This is a genomic window from Bacillus kalamii (assembly GCF_047238185.1).
Classification (GTDB): Bacteria; Bacillota; Bacilli; order Bacillales; family DSM-1321; genus Bacillus_AD.
The window spans coordinates 2542509-2560480 of sequence record NZ_JBDFMI010000001.1 but is presented as its reverse complement, the minus strand read 5'-3'; the positions used below and the strand labels follow the sequence as shown (position 1 = coordinate 2560480).

Annotated in this window: 19 protein-coding genes; 11 read left to right on the top strand and 8 right to left on the bottom strand. The window is 40.8% G+C overall.

What is annotated here, in order from left to right; genetic code table 11:
- Window positions 1-28: 28 nt before the first annotated feature.
- Window positions 29-1723: a methyl-accepting chemotaxis protein gene (locus ABC357_RS12670; protein WP_412887855.1), complete on the bottom strand. Its 1695-nt coding sequence runs from the start codon at window positions 1721-1723 to the stop codon at window positions 29-31.
- A 298-nt stretch (window positions 1724-2021) separates the two neighbouring features.
- Between ABC357_RS12670 and ABC357_RS12665 the strand changes: the two genes are divergently transcribed.
- The 3 genes from ABC357_RS12665 to ABC357_RS12655 all read left to right on the top strand — a co-directional run bounded on the left by ABC357_RS12665 (window position 2022) and on the right by ABC357_RS12655 (window position 4834).
- Window positions 2022-3509, top strand: coding sequence for an amino acid permease (locus ABC357_RS12665; protein ID WP_412888657.1), 1488 nt, complete (start codon window positions 2022-2024; stop codon window positions 3507-3509).
- A gap of 235 nt (window positions 3510-3744) precedes the next feature.
- Window positions 3745-4314, top strand: a complete 570-nt coding sequence (locus ABC357_RS12660) for a GNAT family N-acetyltransferase (protein WP_412887854.1) — start codon at window positions 3745-3747, stop codon at window positions 4312-4314.
- Between the two features lie 124 nt (window positions 4315-4438).
- Entirely contained in the window at window positions 4439-4834 is a 396-nt protein-coding gene (locus ABC357_RS12655) for a hypothetical protein (RefSeq protein WP_412887853.1), read from the top strand.
- A gap of 122 nt (window positions 4835-4956) precedes the next feature.
- Here ABC357_RS12655 and ABC357_RS12650 read toward each other — a convergent pair whose 3' ends face one another.
- The gene (locus tag ABC357_RS12650; protein WP_412887852.1) at window positions 4957-5439 is read right to left on the bottom strand and encodes an SRPBCC family protein; all 483 of its coding nucleotides are present in this window, start codon (window positions 5437-5439) and stop codon (window positions 4957-4959) included.
- Between the two features lie 205 nt (window positions 5440-5644).
- Here ABC357_RS12650 and ABC357_RS12645 point away from each other — a divergent pair, with 205 nt between their 5' ends.
- Both ABC357_RS12645 and ABC357_RS12640 read left to right on the top strand, forming a co-directional pair.
- Window positions 5645-6220 (top strand): shikimate kinase, encoded by a 576-nt coding sequence (locus tag ABC357_RS12645; protein WP_412887851.1) that lies wholly within the window; start codon window positions 5645-5647, stop codon window positions 6218-6220.
- A gap of 66 nt (window positions 6221-6286) precedes the next feature.
- The gene (locus tag ABC357_RS12640; RefSeq protein WP_412887850.1) at window positions 6287-6838 is read left to right on the top strand and encodes a GNAT family N-acetyltransferase; all 552 of its coding nucleotides are present in this window, start codon (window positions 6287-6289) and stop codon (window positions 6836-6838) included.
- A gap of 207 nt (window positions 6839-7045) precedes the next feature.
- On the opposite strand, the gene ABC357_RS12635 is transcribed toward ABC357_RS12640, so the two are convergent.
- Window positions 7046-7747: a DUF4163 domain-containing protein gene (locus tag ABC357_RS12635; protein ID WP_412887849.1), complete on the bottom strand. Its 702-nt coding sequence runs from the start codon at window positions 7745-7747 to the stop codon at window positions 7046-7048.
- Between the two features lie 249 nt (window positions 7748-7996).
- Between ABC357_RS12635 and ABC357_RS12630 the strand changes: the two genes are divergently transcribed.
- The 4 genes from ABC357_RS12630 (at window position 7997) to ABC357_RS12615 (ending at window position 10043) form a co-directional block, all read left to right on the top strand.
- Window positions 7997-8401 (top strand): nucleotidyltransferase domain-containing protein, encoded by a 405-nt coding sequence (locus ABC357_RS12630; protein WP_412887848.1) that lies wholly within the window; start codon window positions 7997-7999, stop codon window positions 8399-8401.
- Complete coding sequence (locus tag ABC357_RS12625; protein WP_412887847.1) at window positions 8394-8936, top strand: DUF6241 domain-containing protein; 543 nt, start codon at window positions 8394-8396, stop codon at window positions 8934-8936. Before ABC357_RS12630 ends, ABC357_RS12625 begins: the two co-directional genes overlap by 8 nt.
- Complete coding sequence (locus ABC357_RS12620) at window positions 8936-9139, top strand: DUF4017 family protein (protein WP_412887846.1); 204 nt, start codon at window positions 8936-8938, stop codon at window positions 9137-9139. Before ABC357_RS12625 ends, ABC357_RS12620 begins: the two co-directional genes overlap by 1 nt.
- A gap of 373 nt (window positions 9140-9512) precedes the next feature.
- Complete coding sequence (locus ABC357_RS12615; RefSeq protein WP_412887845.1) at window positions 9513-10043, top strand: hypothetical protein; 531 nt, start codon at window positions 9513-9515, stop codon at window positions 10041-10043.
- Between the two features lie 65 nt (window positions 10044-10108).
- Here the strand turns inward: ABC357_RS12615 and ABC357_RS12610 are convergent, their stop codons facing one another.
- Together ABC357_RS12610 and ABC357_RS12605 are read right to left on the bottom strand one after the other, a co-directional pair.
- The gene (locus ABC357_RS12610; protein WP_412887844.1) at window positions 10109-11740 is read right to left on the bottom strand and encodes an MDR family MFS transporter; all 1632 of its coding nucleotides are present in this window, start codon (window positions 11738-11740) and stop codon (window positions 10109-10111) included.
- A gap of 30 nt (window positions 11741-11770) precedes the next feature.
- Complete coding sequence (locus ABC357_RS12605) at window positions 11771-12190, bottom strand: MarR family winged helix-turn-helix transcriptional regulator (RefSeq protein WP_412887843.1); 420 nt, start codon at window positions 12188-12190, stop codon at window positions 11771-11773.
- Window positions 12191-12697: 507 nt separating this feature from the next.
- On the opposite strand from ABC357_RS12605, the gene ABC357_RS12600 reads away from it, so the two are divergent.
- Entirely contained in the window at window positions 12698-13222 is a 525-nt protein-coding gene (locus tag ABC357_RS12600; protein ID WP_412887842.1) for a DUF6886 family protein, read from the top strand.
- A gap of 40 nt (window positions 13223-13262) precedes the next feature.
- The gene (locus ABC357_RS12595) at window positions 13263-13427 is read left to right on the top strand and encodes a hypothetical protein (RefSeq protein ID WP_412887841.1); all 165 of its coding nucleotides are present in this window, start codon (window positions 13263-13265) and stop codon (window positions 13425-13427) included.
- Window positions 13428-13580: 153 nt separating this feature from the next.
- Here the strand turns inward: ABC357_RS12595 and ABC357_RS12590 are convergent, their stop codons facing one another.
- From ABC357_RS12590 to ABC357_RS12580, 3 genes are all read right to left on the bottom strand, one after another.
- Window positions 13581-15659 carry an ABC transporter permease gene (locus ABC357_RS12590; protein WP_412887840.1) on the bottom strand — a complete coding sequence of 693 codons (2079 nt, stop codon included), beginning with the start codon at window positions 15657-15659 and terminating at the stop codon, window positions 13581-13583.
- Window positions 15656-16414: an ABC transporter ATP-binding protein gene (locus tag ABC357_RS12585; protein ID WP_412887839.1), complete on the bottom strand. Its 759-nt coding sequence runs from the start codon at window positions 16412-16414 to the stop codon at window positions 15656-15658. Before ABC357_RS12585 ends, ABC357_RS12590 begins: the two co-directional genes overlap by 4 nt.
- A 221-nt stretch (window positions 16415-16635) precedes the next feature.
- The gene (locus ABC357_RS12580) at window positions 16636-17970 is read right to left on the bottom strand and encodes a nucleoside recognition domain-containing protein (protein ID WP_412888656.1); all 1335 of its coding nucleotides are present in this window, start codon (window positions 17968-17970) and stop codon (window positions 16636-16638) included.
- Between the last annotated feature and the right edge of the window lie 2 nt (window positions 17971-17972).

Sequence of the window (17972 nt, the reverse complement as noted above, 5' to 3'; positions counted from 1 at the left end):
TGAACGAAATGCTCTATTTGTGCTCCATCTACAGACGGAATCGGCCGATCAGCATATTCAACTCCTCTGATGTTTGGGCCAATTGTTCCGAACTCTTTGTGATTTCTTCCATCGAACTAATTGTTTCTTGTGTGGAAGCGGTTGTTTGTTCTATACCGGCGGCAGTTTGTTCTGACGCTTCTGCGGTATCTTGGATATATCCTTTTATCTCTTTACTGTCTTCTGCTATTCCCTTTAGGTTGGTAGCTATTGCTTCAACATTTTGATACATATCGGTGATAGAGCTATTAATCTTGCCGAAATTGGTTCTTGTGTCATTGGCCAGTTTTGCGCCGTCCTTTACTTCATGATAGCCGTCCTGAAGCACGCCGGCCACGGTTTTAAACTCATGTTGAAGGGTGTCTGCATGGTCTGTGATGCGATCGACTGAATGGGCAACCTGTTCAGCCAGTTTGCGGACTTCTTCGGCTACTACTGCGAAGCCTTTCCCATGTTCACCGGCCCGTGCTGCTTCAATTGAGGCATTCAATGCCAATAGATTCGTTTGGTCGGCGATTTCCTTAATGATGGAAACCATCGTCGAAATTTCTTGCGATTTCCGGTTCAATTCGTCCACTTTTTCAACTGCGCCCCGAATGATCCGATCAACCTTTTCCATCTGAAGGGCGGAGGCTTCCATTTGTTGCGTTCCATCATTGGATAGATTCACAATGATATTGGCTGAATGTTCTATAGCTTTGCTGTATTCGTTCGTCTCCTGGATACTTGTATCGAATATGTCCATTTTTTTAGAAAGCAGGCTTGCATACCCTGCTTTTTTTTCAGTGCTATCTGCAAGGTCGATCATTGTTTGTGCCACTTGTTCTGAACCTGCCGCGACTTCGTTAGCAGATTGCGCCAATTCCTCGCTGTTTGTATTGACCGTTTCCGACACTTGATTTACCTGCAACATCATTTCATATAAATGAGTCCTCATATCATCGGCAGCCTCCAGCAGCTGTCCAAATTCATCATGAAGCTCTGTGTCCAGCTTTACTTCTCTCAAATCACCGGATGCAATCGTTCGCATTCTGCCAATGACCATATGGATTGGCTTTGTTATTTTGCGGGCAGTAATGATTTCTGAGACCAATGTAATAATGATGGCTAGAATCGAAATGGCAATAATAATGATCATTGCTCTATGGCCGCTGTCCAAAATGTCTTTTCCTTGATTTGTAATAATCGTACTTCTGTTGTCTGAAGCATCCTTAAATCCATTAATCAATTCTCTTTCCAAAGGAATTACTTGCGAAGCCATAATTTCCTTGGCTGCTTCTTTATTTCCTTTATCATATTCCGCAAAAACTTTTTTCAGCAAGGTTCCCCATACGACTTTTTTGTCGATCAATTCATTTATTTTCTCTGAATCAGATAGCTTCAAAACCTTCTTTTCCAATTCGATGCTTTCTTTTGTAGTATTCTCGAATTCTTTGCGGTATGATTCATCGTCATATAACAGGTAACCGCGGACTAATGCAGCGCGGTCAGCCATATTATTGGAGATTTCCTCATCGGCGATTAACAGCGGCAATTGTTTATCGATAATAGTATTCATTTGAATATTGGTTTGATGGACAGAATAGGCATTATAGGCAGCCATAAAGGCGAGGGCAGCAATTACGAAAGAGAAGCCTAGGAGTATTTTCGTTTTTATGCTTTTTATTTGTAGTCGTTTTTTCATGGATTGTTCCCCTTTGTAGTGAAAATGTCATGGGATAAATGGTCCCAAGAGTATTTTTCGGCAAAATTAATTCATTTTTAATAGAAAATACACGAAATACAAAAATAAAAGAGGGAGTTATAAGAGGTGTAACATACACCAGTCAAATAATAGATTAATTCTCATTTATTGACTTTAATAGAATAATCAGTATATTATAAATAATACCTAAATAACGACAATTTAACGACAATTATTTTATTTGTAAGATCGGTTGGAACATTCATTGGAAAAGAGGGGTAGAATGAGTAATTCACTGATGAAAATGAAAGCGGAACCAAGCAGGCAGCCGCAAGCAATTGAGCATACGTTAAAAAGGGGTCTTAAGCCAAGGCACCTTACAATGATTGCGATCGGTGGGACGATCGGAACCGGATTATTTCTTGCAAGCGGGACTACGATTAGCCAGGCTGGTGCAGGGGGAGCTCTTGCAGCTTATGTGATAAGTGGATTAATGGTCTTTTTTCTTATGACAAGCTTAGGGGAAATGGCATCTTTACTCCCTGTTTCAGGATCGTTCAGTACATATGGCTCGCTGTTTGTCGATCGCGCCTTTGGCTTTGCGCAGGGCTGGAACTATTGGTATTATTCAGCCATGATTGTGGCGCTTGAGCTATCCGCTTCTGGGATGATCATGAAATTTTGGCTGCCTTCTATCCCTTCAATTGTGTGGAGTGTACCTTTTTTGGCTTTGATTTTCCTATTGAATATATTATCCGTCAAGGGATATGGAGAGGCTGAATATTGGTTTTCCATTATTAAAGTCGCTACGATTATCCTGTTTTTGATTATCGGTCTCCTGATGATTGTGGGAATAATGGGCGGGGAAGCGGTAGGATTCAAAAACTTTACGGCAGGAGAAGCACCGTTTAAGGGTGGCTTCATGTCCGTTATCGGTGTGTTCATGATTGTCGGTTTTTCATTCCAGGGTACCGAGCTTGTTGGGATTTCAGCAGGAGAGAGTGAAAATCCGCAAAAGAATGTACCAATCGCTATTAGGCAGATTTTTTGGAGGATATTATTATTCTTTATTTTATCGATTATCGTTATTGGTTTTCTTGTCCCTTATGACGACCCGAGGCTATTAAACTCTGAGAATGTGTCGGTCAGCCCGTTTACGCTTGTTTTTGAACGCGCCGGTTTTGCTTTTGCAGCTTCCGTCATGAATGCAGTTGTATTGACAGCGGTCCTCTCAACAGCAAATTCTCAAATGTATGCAGGCACGCGTTTATTGTGGAATTTGGCTAAAGAAGGGAATGCACCCCGTTTTTTGAAAAAGGTGAACGCTCGGGGTATACCGGTAAATGCTTTATATGCCACTACAATCATCGGTATGCTGGCATTTTTGACATCGGTCTTTGGTGATGGAACTGTTTATTTCTGGCTGCTTAATATATGCAGTTTATCCGGTTTTTTGGCATGGATAGGAATAGCCGTCAGCCATTACCGTTTTAGGAAAGCCTATATCGCCCAGGGGCTGGATCTAAAAGAGCTGCCTTATAAAGCAAAGTGGTTTCCGTTGGGCCCCATCATTGCATTCGTTCTGTGCATGGTTGCCATTATAGGGCAGGATTATAAGGCATTTACAGGCGGCCATATAGACTGGGATAGTCTGCTTGTTTCCTATATTGGCCTTCCGATCTTTCTGTTGTTATGGTTTGGCTATAAATGGGTGAAGAAAACCAAATTGGTTCCGCTGGAAGAATGCTCATTTGAATATGATGAAAAAGATTCCTCAAACCAATAGTTTAAAAGCAGGAAGCGATCTTCATGTGAGGATCGCTTTTTGGCAGTTGCAGTCCTGGCAGTAAGAAGCTTTTTTTCTATGGTAAATATTAATCGGCTGTTAATTGACTGAAAAAAGGAAAATGGTCCATTTTAGCGAATAACATGTATGATTTGTTCATTTTGCCCTGTAGATAAATCTTGTGTGACATTGATTGAGGTTTGCTTTTATAAATTGTTAAGGAGTGAAAAAGCCGATGTATGTTACAAAAAACGTTTTTGATAACTCGCTTGAAACAGACAGAATAATGGTCAGGCCATTGAAGAAGGGTGATTATTCCAAGTGGCTGGAAGGGTTCAAACAAAGAAGTCCTTCTATGCACAAACATGATAAAGGAAGGCTGGATATGAGTGAATGTACGGAAGAATGGTTCTTCAGATTAGTGGATAAGCATCAACGCCTGGCATTTGAAGATATTGCCCATGTGTTTGCCGTTTTCCGAAAAGAAGATGGCTCCCATATAGGAATGATTGATTTTTCCACATTGGATCGAGATAGCTTTCAGTGGGGAAGAGTCGGGTATACCATCCACAATCAATATTGGGAGAGAGGATATGGAAAAGAATCGGTTGAAGCGGCTTTACGTATTGCCTTTATGGAATTGGGCTTCCATCGGATTGAAGCGCATATTAATGTGGATAATGAAGCATCCATCCAATTGGCCAAACGTGTTGGGATGGAATACGAATGCTTACGAAAAGGATTTATTTTTGAAAATGGGGAATGGACGGACCATTTGGTTTTTTCCATTGTTGCACCTGTTTAAATAGATGGAATGCAATAACTAGAATAGGAAAAAGATAGGCTGGAGGCTATTCTGAATCTATTTTAAATTATGTTAAGATAATATAAACAAGTAAGTAGTCTTTTCCGAAGATTGAGAGGTTTATATGACAAAAAATAGAATAGTGAAATGGATTACCGGACTGCTTTTGGCGTTTACGGGAATAGGTGCGGTTGGAGCCGGTTTTGGCTTTATTGCAGATCCGACAGGCGAATCGGTTGGGATGCGGATTGACATTCTTCCAGCGGCGATTTTTTCCGATTTTTTAATTCCTGGCATTGTCCTGATGATTGTTATAGGATTCGGCCATTTGACGGCATTATTTCTATTGCTTAAAAACAATTGCTGGTTTGCCGTTATTCTAGCAGGCCTATTATTGACGATTTGGATTGTTGTCCAAATTGGTATGATTGGATTCTTATCTATGTTGCAGCCTATTTTTTTGGCAATCGGCCTACTCGAATGTTTGGCAGGATTTATGGGAAGCAAGAAAACGATGTAGACACTCATACACTTTTACGTTTTTTTATGGAAGGAGCCATGCTGCCATTCGTGTGCAGCACGGCTCTATTATCTTTATATCTTCATTATTCACTTTGGATTATCCTTCGAGAGGTTTAGTTGTTAGCTTAGTTCTTTTATTTCTTTTCTATAGATGCTATGCCATTCTTCCCATTTGTCCGGTTGGAAGCCGCTTGGTTTACCTTCGAGCAATGAACTCATCCTAATCAGGCACATATGCCATCCTGATAAATCTTTGGCAGTATGTTCTGTGAGCGTATGAATCGTTTCCTTTAACGTAAGCATGCATCCGTCCACACATTCCTCCAATACAAATTTTACCGCGTCAGTACCCCACTCAAATTCCAAAATGGCCTGTTCTTTATAAGCAATGATTGTAAGAGGAAGGATTGTCCCTGTCCCATCCAGCATATGAAATGAAAGGCTGCCGCCTGTCCGCAGATCTTCGGCCTGTAAATTGGGCATCCATTCTTTCAATTGTTCATTTTCAGTCAGTGCTTTCCATACTTGTTCGATCGTGTGCTGTAAATGGACATGAAATGTGGCCGTATAGCATTTTTCCACTTTCTTCAAACTTGCCTGCATCTTTTTTCCTCCTGGAAGATCATTTCGATAAAAAGGTTACTATTTGGTCCTAGTATAATCGGAATAAGGGAATCTGGCTATCTTATAATGGAAATATAACCATAATAAGGTATTATTTAATTGGAGGAATGGAATAAAAGGATTGATTTGATACCTGCAAAATGTGCTTAAAAGGTGAGAGAGCCGATTAGGAGGAAAGAGTAGCATGCAAAACGAGATTATTTTGATAGGTCCGATTTGTTCGGGGAAGAGTTCTGTAGGTGAAATAATCAGCGCTAAACTGGGGTGGCCGCAATATTCAATGGATGATATCCGTTTTCGGTATTATAAGGAAATTGGCTATAGTCAAGAGGATCAAAATAGGATTCGGTCGAAAGAGGGCTACAGGGCAATGTATCAATATTGGAAGCCTTTTGAGGCCCATGCGGTTAAACGTTTTTTGGAGGAACATAAAGGAGGCGTCCATGATTTTGGCGCAGGACATTCGGTTTATGAGGATGATCTTTTGTTTGGGCAGGTAAAACATACTTTGGAACCTTACCGCAATGTTGTTTTGTTGTTGCCAAGCTCAGACCAGGAACGGACAATTGACATTCTAGAGAATAGACTGAAGCTCGTAACAGACAATCAGGAGGTCTTTGACTTGAATAAGCACTTTGTCGAGCATCCTTCCAATTATGAATTGGCCAAACACATTGTTTACACAGAAGGCAATACAGCTGAAGAGACGGCAGCTGAAGTGATTCGTATATGCCAAGTTGGACTTAACGGAATCAAATGAGAAAATGAAATAACAAACTAATTGATGATAAAGAAATAGATAGGAATCTGTAATAGGAGGTGTCATATGAGAAATACAAATCTTTTAATGGTTAAGCACACTCATATGGAAGGTGAGCGTATCATATTGCGGCCGGTTTCGCTTGATGATGCTGAGGATATGTTTGAATATACCTCTGATGAAGAAACTACGCGATTCATTTATGGACAACATAAAGATTTGAACGAAGCTAAGAGCTTAATAGCGAATTATTTCGTAAAGGAGCCCATCGGTAAATATGCAATCATGTTAAAAGATAGCAACAAAATGATTGGGGCTATCGAGTTCAGAGTGCATGAATCAAACAAAAGTGGAGAATTGGGATATACATTGAACAGGCATTTTTGGGGTAAAGGTTACATGACAGAAGCGGGGAATCTAATACTTGAATTAGCCTTCCATGTACTAGGTTTAGAGCGAGTATTTGCAGAATATGATGTTAGGAATGTTGCTTCTGGGAAAGTATTGAGCCGATTAGGCATGAAGTATGAAGGTATCCTTCGGAGAAGCCGGATGGTGAAAGGTGAGCTAACAGATAGCGCACATTATTCTATTTTAAAAGAAGAATATGTACATTAAAAAGAAGAATAGGCTGGGGCATTATTTAGACTGATATTCTACTAGATTATGTGGACAGGATGCAAATAGACGAGGAAGCATCAATGAAACTTTTGGCAGCCTTTATGAATAGGGCCATTAAGCTACCCTTCCAAATGAAAACCGAGAGTTTCATGGAGTTACAGAAAGAGCTGCAGACCGTTTTTGATGGTCTGCAGCTCTTTTGAATTATCTATATATGCTTTTAGGGATGTACACGATTGGATTTCCTCCACTGTAAGAAGTGACATCATATCTCTGGAAAACCAATGCTATACCATTGTTATAAAAGATAAATTGGGAGTCTTTATTAACTGGTACATCTGAAGCTTTTTGAACGAAATGTTTATATGGTTCTTTTCCTTTCATTGATTTGTATGCATAGTTTTGTACCTGTTTGAACTGGCTACTGGTTTTTAACATATCCTTGATGAAAAAACGATTGCCTTTTCCGGTATTGAAATTGAATGTATCTATTGAGTTGAGCCCATGTGCTCCACCTGTATATACATACGTATCATATATGAAACTTAGGTAATTGCTGTCTTTGTATACCCATTTATAAGTAGAATCGAGGCTGTAATCATACATGCCTGAATCTGCATTGGCAGGATCATTTGCTTTATCACGTATGCTTTGGCGCTCCAATCTGCCTGCATATTCATAATTGGATTTTGCTTTGTTGTAAAAGGCTTGATTGATTTTCTTCTGGGCTGAAGCATTGGCCATGCCAGATACGGCCGGATAAGCTATATGCTTTCCTTTTCCGTAATAATGGGTACTAATTTTAATAGTCGGAGAAGATGCCTCCGTTCTTGGAACTTGGATAAGTGCAAAGGATAAACAAAAGGCGATTGTCAACGATAGGGCAATTTTGCTGTGTTTTTTCATGTTTTTCACTCCTAGTCCAAATTTGTATGACAATAGTGCTTTACCCAAAACACTTATAAATGAAATGCTTATTATGCAATCTCACTTATATGACACATTTTCTAAGGGATTCGGAAAACCATACACATTTTCGGAGGAAACAGCCCTACATTATGTAATTTCGAGAAGAGATGGGTACAAGATGGGTAAGGGAAGGAGTTTTTGGTTGATTTATGGAATCTATAGGTAGTAGATAAAGGAGGTTTTGCAATGAATATGTGTAAGCTGCCCTATCCCAGTATGTCAACCAGAGAGGAAAAAATAGAAATAGCAAAGGATATCAGGAACAGGCTGTTAAAAAATCATAGAAATAAAGTGTTGGCCATAGGGATCTATGGTTCCATTGCGTTGGGGAAAGATGGACCCTATTCGGATATAGAAATGCATGTGATAACGAAGGATGGCACTTATATCAAAAATCAAGAATTTATTTACAGTAAGTATAAGATTGAAATAAACGTAAAGGAAAAAAGCGAAATCATTCAACAGGCAAGCGGGGTGGATGACTCTTGGGCTATTAAAACAGTGGCATTCACACATATCCTTTCTTTATATGATCCTGGCGATCTTTTTAAGGAAATAAAATCTCTGCCATTTCAAGTCACTAATGATTAGACGAATTGGGCTCTGGGCTGGAACTGTTTTAATAGCGGGTTGCCTTTTTTTTGCTTGGATGCTGTATGAGAATGGCGGTACCGGGCCAACCAAGCCGTATTCACAGCTGCATAATCAAAATAAAGCTGAACGAACGGCAGATCGTGAAGCATGGGAAGAATCCAGGCGTGATCTTATGGATTTATCAGATGAAAACCTTCCCAATACGATGTTCGGAATGCTTTGCCAGAAAGTAAAAGCGGAAAACAAACCAACGCCCGTTCCGATGAACATAAAAAATATAAAAAAGATCGTTGGTGCACTTCAACAAACGACTATTGAACATAGGGAAGAGCTATTGGCGATTGCTGAAAGGTGGACATATGGAGATTTCACAAATGCTGTAAATGATTACAATGCATTGGCGATATCTGCCCTAAACCCAAGTAAAGCAACAGACATCTTATCATATGAAGAAGAAGAGGTCTTTGTATTAAATGAATTCGGCGAAAAAGAAGCTGTAGTATTAACCAAAGAACAGAGAGGTAATGAGTAATGAAAATCTTTGCGGTACCCGTGTTAATCTATGTGCTTGTATGTGCCATTGTATTGCTTTTACCGGCATCCGATGGATATCAATCATTATCATGGAAGCTGTTTGCTGCCCAGGCCTACGCATTACCAGCCTTTATCCTTTCTTTGATTCTCGTATTTTTGTGGAAAAAGAGAAAATCCTGTTCGTCTATAAAAACGGAATAATCTATTTATAAGCAGCCTTTTCCATTAAGGCTGCTTTTTTCAGGGATGATAGCGCTCAATGACGAATCAAGCTGAATAGCAGGATTGATTTCCAATAAAAGAAGAATCATTGTCTATTTATCTATAGGGAATAACGGCTAAAGAGATGTGGGCCAGATAGCAGTTCCATTGGGACGAAGGCAAGGGCAGGTGCACAAAAAGAGTGTTGGTTGGGTGCTGTTTTTTAGTTAGGTAATCAGGAACAGTTGTTTGAATAGAGGCCAACACCATACAAATTGGGCTATTCCACCAGGGACCAGTAAAGTAGCGGGCGAATACATTGAGTAAAGCAGTTTCTGTATTAAGAAACTTTTAAGCTGAAAGGATGAGACCGATGTATTATGATGCCGTATATTATAGGCAGCCATCCTATGCGCCTCATGCATACAGGATGCCGCCCAATCCGAATCCTGTCTTTGTTTTCCCGAATCCGGGATCGGGCCAGCCCTTCCCATTTCCAGTCGGAGGACCAGGACCAGTCATTATTCCGCAGCCGGGAGGTGGAGCCCCATTTCCGGGAATTCCGTTCCCAGGATCAGGAGGATCAATGCCGCCGGGCCAGGGAGGAGCTGGCGGAACCCCGTCTGGAGGCAGCAGCTCCCCCCAGGGACCGCCGCCTTCATTCATTCCGACGAAGCCGACAAAACTGCAGGGAGCTACAACTTTCATTGATACAAATGTCATTCAATACTGCTTATTCCGATACACGTATGTATGGTTGACGAATGGCAATCAATTTTGGTTCTATCCGATTGTAATCGGCAGCAAATCAATCGGGGGCTTCACTTGGGATTACCAATTCAATCGCCCGACGTATATTGCACTCGATACGAATTTGATCGATGTTGTAAGCTGTTCCTACTGAGTGTCAAAAGCATACAAAAAAACAACGGCCTCCATCCTATAAGGAGGCCGTTATTTACTGTAGACCTATTTTTCAACAGAAAGAGAAGGTTTATTAGCGACTGGATGGGCTTTTTTGTCCGCCGTGTCCCCAGCCGTTTGATTAGATGTCCGTAGAGGAAGCTCTTTCAGGAAAAAGACAAGGATAAAAGCAACGCATAAAACGAGTGTACCTGTAAGGAATACAGTTGAAAGCGTTTCTGAAAGGGCATCCCGTATCGTTTGGATCATATGCGTGAAAATAGGCTGAATCTCCGGAGGCAGGCTGGCTTCGGTTTTTTCAAGCAGTGGTTTATTCATTAGAGCTTGCGGATTGGCGAATGCCATCATTTTTTCAGCCATTTGCGGATCAATCTTTGAGAAGTCGCTTGAAGAAGCCGCCTGCATCGCATCCTTCAAATGCTTCACTAAGTTATTGGACATAACCGTCCCCATTACAGCGATCCCGATGGTTCCCCCTAAATTACGGAAGAGCTGCGAAGAAGCTGTCACAACGCCTAATTCCTTATGAGAAACTGCATTTTGGGTAGCGAGTGAAAAGACTGGCATGCCCAACCCTAAGCCGAAACCGAAAATGATCATACTGACGACGGCCAAGGCAGCGCTGTGCATGAATATCATGATCGACATGCCCACAATCATAATCGGCACCCCGATCAATGCGTATCGTTTATATTTACCTGATTTTGCAATCAGCTGGCCTGTTACTGCACTGGAGATGACCATAACGATAGACATTGGCATGGTGACATATCCCGAGTAGGTAGGAGATATCCCGAGAACCCCCTGTACAAAGAAGGAAAGATAAATCAATGCCCCCATCATTCCGAAGTTCATGATGAAGTTGATCAAATTCGATATTGTGACGACGTTGTTCTTGAATAAATGCAAAGGAAGAATCGGATTCTTTACTTTTGCTTCAATGAAGATAAAGATGAACGAAGAAACAACCGTTGCTGCTAAAAGGCTGAGTATTTGCGGTGAACTCCATTCGTACTCTGTTCCAGCCCACGAAAAAGCGAGCAACAACGGAACAATTGTTGTAGTCATGAACAAAGATCCAAGGAAATCGATACTTTGCGATTTTCCATGTTCCATTTTTGGAAATAATGCGATGATCATGATAAAAGCGACGATTCCAATCGGCAGGAAGATCCAGAACAGCCAATGCCAATCAAGATGGTCGACTAGATAGCCTCCCAATAATGGGCCAAGCACGCTTGAAAAACCAAAGACAGCTGACATCAGCCCCATCCACTTGCCTCGTTCACGCGGAGCAAACAGGTCACCGACTGCTGTAAAGGCGGTCGACTGGATAATGCCTGCCCCGATTCCCTGGATGCCCCTGTATACGATGAATTGATATACATCTGAAGAGGTTCCCGTCAAAAAAGCCCCTATCATGAATAAAAGGATCCCAATCAATAAAAAAGGCTTCCGTCCGTACATATCGGAAAGCTTTCCGACCAGGACAGCAGCGATTGTGGAAGTGAGCAAATAAATATTGATCGTCCAAGTATAATAGTCCATTCCATCAAGAATGGCGATAATCCTCGGCATAGCCGTACTGGTAATCGTTTGGTTGATGGCTGCAAAAAACATGGCCGCCATAATAGCAACCATAATTGACACCTTTCGTTTAACTGATAAATGTTCCATCCGTTTACTGATTCTCCCCTTATGTTCGATTTAAAAGTTGGAATTCAGCATTGAAAAAATCCGTTTTAAATGCTGAATATCCTGCCTGGACAGGATTTGGAAATATGATTGAAACATACCGCTCTGGCTATTCACGATAGATTCATCCATCGATTTGCCTGTTTCGGTGATTGTAATGATGACGGCCCTCCGGTCCTGGCTGCACCGTTCCTTATGGACATAGCCGTCCAAGTCTAACTGGTCGGTGACACCTGTGATGGCTGCAGATGATAAGCAGAGGATATTCGCAAGCTCAGAAACCTTTTGCGGTCCCTCAGTCGCCAATATGCGAAGCACCTTAAATTGATTAATACTGATGCTGTATCCTTCTTTTTTCCAATTTTGTGAAATTCCCTTCAGGAATGTTTGAAACATGGAAGTCACTTCAAACAATTCCTCATTTGCCCCCATTTATAGATCCTCCCTTTCATTCACTTCTTAATAATTAATTACTTAAGTAATATTGGCATAGTGAAAATATAAGATGTATTTTTCTTACTGTCAATACTTATTTTTCCAGATGATATAGCAAGAAAGGTTTCAATAAAAGGATGATGGGATTGCACAGGCAGAGGAGCCGAAGCGATCCGTATTGAAACAGGCCATTAACTATCGAATCGGCGCTCAATGAAATGAATGGCATTCACTATCGTATGCGCGATTTATATGATTTGGGATGGGAAGAAGGATAAGAGCCAAATCATGATAGCGAAAATGAAATCGCATTTATCTCATTGGTTTCTGGACAGCGCCCGAAATGGCCAGCTGCATATATGGATTTTGTTTATAGCAGAAGTGATAGTATAATACAGTAATTGGAAAAGGGAGTATCGGTTAGGTACGTATTCTCTTATAAAGGATTTCTTCCTTATTGGTTTTAAACTAGATCGTCTATTTAAAAGAGGAGATAATGGGACTATGCGATTATTCCACGTAAGCGAAGAGAATGATATTCAAATCTTCCATCCAAGAAAACCTTCACGCACGGATCTTGATCCGACTATTCCTTTAGTGTGGGCCATTAATGAAGAATGCCTTCCCAACTTTTTGACGCCGAGACATTGCCCAAGAGTCTGCTACCATATAGGTCCGAATACGACAGTGGATGATAGTGAAAGGCATTTTTCTGCAACAACCAATACGCATGTCGTAATGATCGAACACAATTGGTTTCAAATTATGAAGGAAACGACGCTCTATCTATATGAATTCAACCCGAAGCAGTTTTCTTTGCTGGATGCCGATGCGGGTTATTATACCAGTATGCACACACAGGTTCCGATTGCAAAGACGGCAATTACAGACTTATTTAACGCACATTTCGAAAGAGGCGTTGAAGTGCGGGTTGTCGACCATTTGTGGGATGCCTATGATTCTATACAAAAAACCACCTTTAGATGGTCAATGTGCAAAATGGCCAATGCCAAGCCAAGGACTGCCTAGAAAAGGAGTAGAATGATAGAATGGTTATAAATGGTATAATATGTTAAAGATAGAGTTGGAATGGGGTGTTTATGTGGAGTTTATCGTTCTAATCGTATTGTTGGTATATCTGTTTGATTTCACCAAGTTCAGGCAGCAAAACCAGACAATCATCAAGCAGAATGAAGAGATGATAGCTTTACTAAAGGAAATAAAAGAAAAGTAATATGTGCTTATCTCTCATAGGGAATGGTTCTCTGAAAGATAGCGGAGAACAAAAGATATCTATTATATAGGAAGGTCGAATAAACGAGACTAGAGATTATTCGAATTGAAAAAAAAGCTTGGAGGGATATAATCCCTCCAGGCCTTTTGGGCTTTAAGAATCCAACTGGTTCAATTCCTTCATATATTTTCGGAAGCTAATTATATACATACCAATTTGGATGATAATGAAGAAGGACCATACTATGGATAGGTGCATGAGAATAGGTAAGAAATCCGTTGTATGGAAGTAATCGGTCAATGACATATATGCGCCGACTAGGAGCGAGAAGAAAATCGGTACAAAGAAAATAATGGCCAATTCTTTAGAGATTAACGTTCTGATTTCTTTTGTGGTAATGCCGATTCTTTTTAGTGAAACGATCCTTTTTTTATCTCGGTCGATATCGGCAAGCACCTTATAGAACAGCACTACACCAGCAGCCAATGTAAGGATGGCGCCAATAAAGGCCATAAGGAAAAAACGGCTGCCTGTCTGTTCTTTTTCTATGCCGAGCTGCTTCTGTTTATATACGGGCAATAGATCTTCTTTTAGATTCATCTGTTCATTATCCGATATATCAAACACAGACTTTTTGTATGTCCATTCGTTATGTGTAAATCCATTATCCTGTTTAAGCTCCTCTTTCAAAGCAGTAAATGCTTCTTCAGGTATATTCCCTTTTATGAGGTGCATTACTTTAATAGCTGATTGACTTACTGATTTTCTGAATTGGTTATATTGTTCATCATTAAGGATAAAGGCATCTCCAGAGTGGTAAGCTGAATAATCATACACAAAATTTGTGAAAGGCTTATTCAGCGACGTAAGCCGGTTGCCTTGTATCGTTAAGGTAGCGCCCTTACTCAAAGCGTCTGACAGTATTTGTTTTTTCTTTTCCATGTCAAAACTATTTGCCAATTTCCTCTCAAGTCCAGGCAATGCTTGCAACGAGGTCAGCACCATATTCTCTTTTGGATCGGGCGGAGAGAGTGGAACGCTGCTTATATACACTGCTTTGCCCGGTGGAACCTCTATGTTTTCTTTCATATGTTTATTATAATTTCGTGCAGCGATGATATTGGTTTTGCTATCATCCATGGTAATATTTTGTCCGCTTGTTTTAAAGCTGAAGACGTCTATAAATTCAAAAGAACTGACGGATGTAACGGTACTTCCTTTCTTTTTAAGAGTCGTTAATAGGTCTCCGGTTTCCGTTTTATTGTATAGGGCTGTTTCTACATAGGAAACATCGTAGGGAAAATACTTATTGATTTTCGGTACTGATGAAACGTAAGAGGAGTAAAATAAGCCAACAAAAAAGATGGCACTGGTCATCAGCACTGAAACCAAATAAAGGGTTTTCTTAAATGTGCCGAATCTTTGCGAAAGATTTCCAAGTATCAGCATGTTAGTGTGATAAAATTTTTTGAACGGTTTAGCGACCTTTAAAATGAGGCTTATTAAGCTGCCATATATGAAATATGGCGCAGCCAGCAAAATAGCAAAACGGACCCTTAACCATATGTCCGCTTCTTCACTGGATGATCGACCGAGTGTGAATAACGCCCAAAAGAATAAACAAAGAGCAATCAGACCCAAAAGGATATTGCCCTTCTGCTTTTCATTCGTCTGGGAAGCCTTAAGGATATCAATGATGGAGGTTCTCCTTATATAAAATTGTATAAATAAAAAGTTGCATAGATTGATCAAAAAAAAGACGATGGCCGTTGTGATAAAGGCGATTAACGGCAGCTCGAATACGACTGGATTATATGGCAGTTGGTGATTCAGAGCCACAAAGAATAATTTCGAAAAAACGACGCCGAATACTAAGCCTGATAGAAGTGACATGATGAAAAGTGTTAAATTCTCCAATAAAATCATGATGGAGAGGTTTTTGGATGTCATCCCCAATGTCATATACATTCCCAATTCTTTTCCGCGATACTTTAAAAAGGAAGTATTAGTATATGAAATAAAAAATACAGAAAACAGAATAAGGATGATGAGGCTAATGTTGATCACTTCGTATAAGGCTGTGATATTAATGTTTGTCATAACATCTTTATTGAATAAGAGACAGCTTAGTATAAATAGCATGGTAACTGTCATCGAGTTGACCAAAAAATTAGAGATATATTTCTTGAAATTGTATATGAAATTTTTGCGTATAATGTCTTTAAACGTCATGCACGACCGCCTCCAACGACACTTTGTGCTTCCAAAATACGGTCGAAAAAGATGCGACGGTCGCCTGATGACCTTAATTCCATTTCAATTTGGCCATCTTTGATGAAGACAATCCGTTTACAGAAAGAAGCCGCAAAGGGATCATGTGTCACCATCACTATAGTGCTGTTCCACTTGCCATTTAAATCGCCCATGATATTCATAACGTTTGTTGCAGATTTAGAATCGAGGTTGCCGGTGGGCTCATCAGCGAAGATGACTTGCGGGTCATTCGCCAATGCTCGGGCTGCTGCCACTCTTTGCTTCTGGCCTCCGGATATTTGGTAAGGATATTTGTTTTGTATAGAATCTATACCAAGGAATGCGGATAACTGATTGACTTTTTCTTCAATCACTTCGGGATTTTCTTTGTCTAAAATCAAGGGCAACGCAATATTTTCCTGAAGGGTAAGGCTGTCCAATAAATTAAAATCCTGGAATATATACCCTATTTTTTCTCTGCGGAAAAGGGCCATCTCGTCTTTTGACATCTTAGTAATGTCTCTTTGGTCGATGGTGACACTGCCGGACGTCGCTTTATCTACACCCGATAAAATATTGAGCAAAGATGTTTTTCCGCTGCCGCTTGGCCCCATTATGCCAACGAATTCTCCCTCGGAGACTGTTAAGTCTATGCAGTTAAGAGCTGCGGCCTCTTTGGTCCCTTTATAGCTATTATACATTTTCACTAGTTGATTGACTGTAATGATTTCCATTTGTACCTCCGTTATAACGCTGATTTCTATATATAGAATAGAGCATGAGAAAGGTGAAGATACATCTAATAACCTTACATAACCTTTCATTTCTGTAAGGTTATACGGATTCTCGCTTTTTAATGGCAGTATATCCACGCATCGGTGAGGTATACGTACTGGATGATCTGAAGGAAATAAAAAAGGGAACGAGTTTTCTCCGCTCGTTCCCTTTTATTTCTTTATACCAACCCGAAGCCGCGGACGATTGCAGCTACCAGGAAGGTAACACCTACAGCGATGGCTGTAGGGATGATGAATGACATAAATGTCCATTTGGCACTTTTCGTTTCTTTATAAATATTCAACAGAGTAGTCCCGCAAGGATAATGCAGTAATGAGAAGAGCATCATATTAAGTGCGGTCAGCCAGGTCCATCCCTGGTCGAGCAGTATTCTTTTAAGCTCAGACATTTGTTCCACTTCTGTTAAGGAGCCTGTCGAAAGGTAGGCCATTAATAGAACAGGAATGACAATTTCGTTGGCTGGAAGTCCGATGATGAAGGCCGCCAGTATATACCCATCCATCCCGAGCAACTGGCCGAATGGATCCAGGAAGTTGACGAAATGCATAAGAATACTAGTATCGCCCATATCGATGTTGGCCAATATCCAGGTCAATAAGGCGGCGGGTGCAGCCACTTTTATCGCCCGATTCAGTACAAGCAAGGTTTTATCAAGGCTTGCGCGCAAAATGGTATCCCAAAACTTCGGCCGCCTATACGGGGGCAATTCCAATGTGTAATGAGTCGGAATACCTTTTAATGCAGTTTTTGATAAAACCCATGACACGGTCAATGTGACAAAGACGCCAATCAGCACGAAGCCGATCAGTATGGCTGATGTCATGAGTGTTGCCGAAAGCCCGGTAAAGCTGGCAGCCATAAAGAGGGAGGCGAGCAGGATCAATGTTGGCCACCGGCCATTGCAAGGAATGAAATTATTTGTCAGAATGGCGAGCATGCGCTCCCTCGGGGACTCAATGATTCTAGTACTCATGATGGCTGCTGCATTGCAGCCGAATCCCATAGCCATTGTCAAAGATTGTTTTCCGTGGGCGCCGGCCGATTTGAATAATCGATCCATGTTAAAGGCCACCCTAGGGAGATAACCGTAATTTTCCAATAGTGCAAACATTGGAAAGAATATAGCCATCGGTGGCAGCATAACTGAAACAACCCAGCCAGTTCCTCTGAACAAACCTAGAACCAGCATTCCGTGGAGCCATTCAGGCGCATGAAGGAAGGCGAATAATGCCGTTAATTTGGCTTCTAGGTAATTGAACAGATCGGCCAATAAAGAAGATGGGACATTCGCCCCTGCTATAGTCAGCCATAATACAATTCCGAGCATAATGAACATAATGGGGAAGCCCCATAATTTACTGGTGAGAATCTTATCTAGCTTTTCTGTTTTGAAGTCTCTCTCGTTTTTGGTGGAGACGACAGCCTGGGAGAATCGGTGTGTCTGCCTGTATATACTTCCTACAATATCTTCACGGACAGTTGTGGAAGCCATGC

Excerpts from the sequence above, each read along its gene's own strand:
- ABC357_RS12620 (WP_412887846.1), top strand. The coding sequence starts at position 8,936 with ATGAAAATCTTTGCGGTACCCGTGTTAATCTATGTGCTTGTATGTGCC.
- ABC357_RS12650 (WP_412887852.1), bottom strand. The coding sequence starts at position 5,439 with ATGCAGGCAAGTTTGAAGAAAGTGGAAAAATGCTATACGGCCACATTT.
- ABC357_RS12645 (WP_412887851.1), top strand. The coding sequence starts at position 5,645 with ATGCAAAACGAGATTATTTTGATAGGTCCGATTTGTTCGGGGAAGAGT.
- ABC357_RS12660 (WP_412887854.1), top strand. The coding sequence starts at position 3,745 with ATGTATGTTACAAAAAACGTTTTTGATAACTCGCTTGAAACAGACAGA.
- ABC357_RS12640 (WP_412887850.1), top strand. The coding sequence starts at position 6,287 with ATGAGAAATACAAATCTTTTAATGGTTAAGCACACTCATATGGAAGGT.
- ABC357_RS12630 (WP_412887848.1), top strand. The coding sequence starts at position 7,997 with ATGAATATGTGTAAGCTGCCCTATCCCAGTATGTCAACCAGAGAGGAA.
- ABC357_RS12600 (WP_412887842.1), top strand. The coding sequence starts at position 12,698 with ATGCGATTATTCCACGTAAGCGAAGAGAATGATATTCAAATCTTCCAT.
- ABC357_RS12580 (WP_412888656.1), bottom strand. The coding sequence starts at position 17,970 with ATGGCTTCCACAACTGTCCGTGAAGATATTGTAGGAAGTATATACAGG.
- ABC357_RS12610 (WP_412887844.1), bottom strand. The coding sequence starts at position 11,740 with ATGGAACATTTATCAGTTAAACGAAAGGTGTCAATTATGGTTGCTATT.
- ABC357_RS12615 (WP_412887845.1), top strand. The coding sequence starts at position 9,513 with ATGTATTATGATGCCGTATATTATAGGCAGCCATCCTATGCGCCTCAT.
- ABC357_RS12590 (WP_412887840.1), bottom strand. The coding sequence starts at position 15,659 with ATGACGTTTAAAGACATTATACGCAAAAATTTCATATACAATTTCAAG.
- ABC357_RS12595 (WP_412887841.1), top strand. The coding sequence starts at position 13,263 with ATGTTAAAGATAGAGTTGGAATGGGGTGTTTATGTGGAGTTTATCGTT.
- ABC357_RS12670 (WP_412887855.1), bottom strand. The coding sequence starts at position 1,723 with ATGAAAAAACGACTACAAATAAAAAGCATAAAAACGAAAATACTCCTA.
- ABC357_RS12585 (WP_412887839.1), bottom strand. The coding sequence starts at position 16,414 with ATGGAAATCATTACAGTCAATCAACTAGTGAAAATGTATAATAGCTAT.
- ABC357_RS12665 (WP_412888657.1), top strand. The coding sequence starts at position 2,022 with ATGAAAATGAAAGCGGAACCAAGCAGGCAGCCGCAAGCAATTGAGCAT.
- ABC357_RS12605 (WP_412887843.1), bottom strand. The coding sequence starts at position 12,190 with ATGGGGGCAAATGAGGAATTGTTTGAAGTGACTTCCATGTTTCAAACA.
- ABC357_RS12655 (WP_412887853.1), top strand. The coding sequence starts at position 4,439 with ATGACAAAAAATAGAATAGTGAAATGGATTACCGGACTGCTTTTGGCG.
- ABC357_RS12635 (WP_412887849.1), bottom strand. The coding sequence starts at position 7,747 with ATGAAAAAACACAGCAAAATTGCCCTATCGTTGACAATCGCCTTTTGT.
- ABC357_RS12625 (WP_412887847.1), top strand. The coding sequence starts at position 8,394 with ATGATTAGACGAATTGGGCTCTGGGCTGGAACTGTTTTAATAGCGGGT.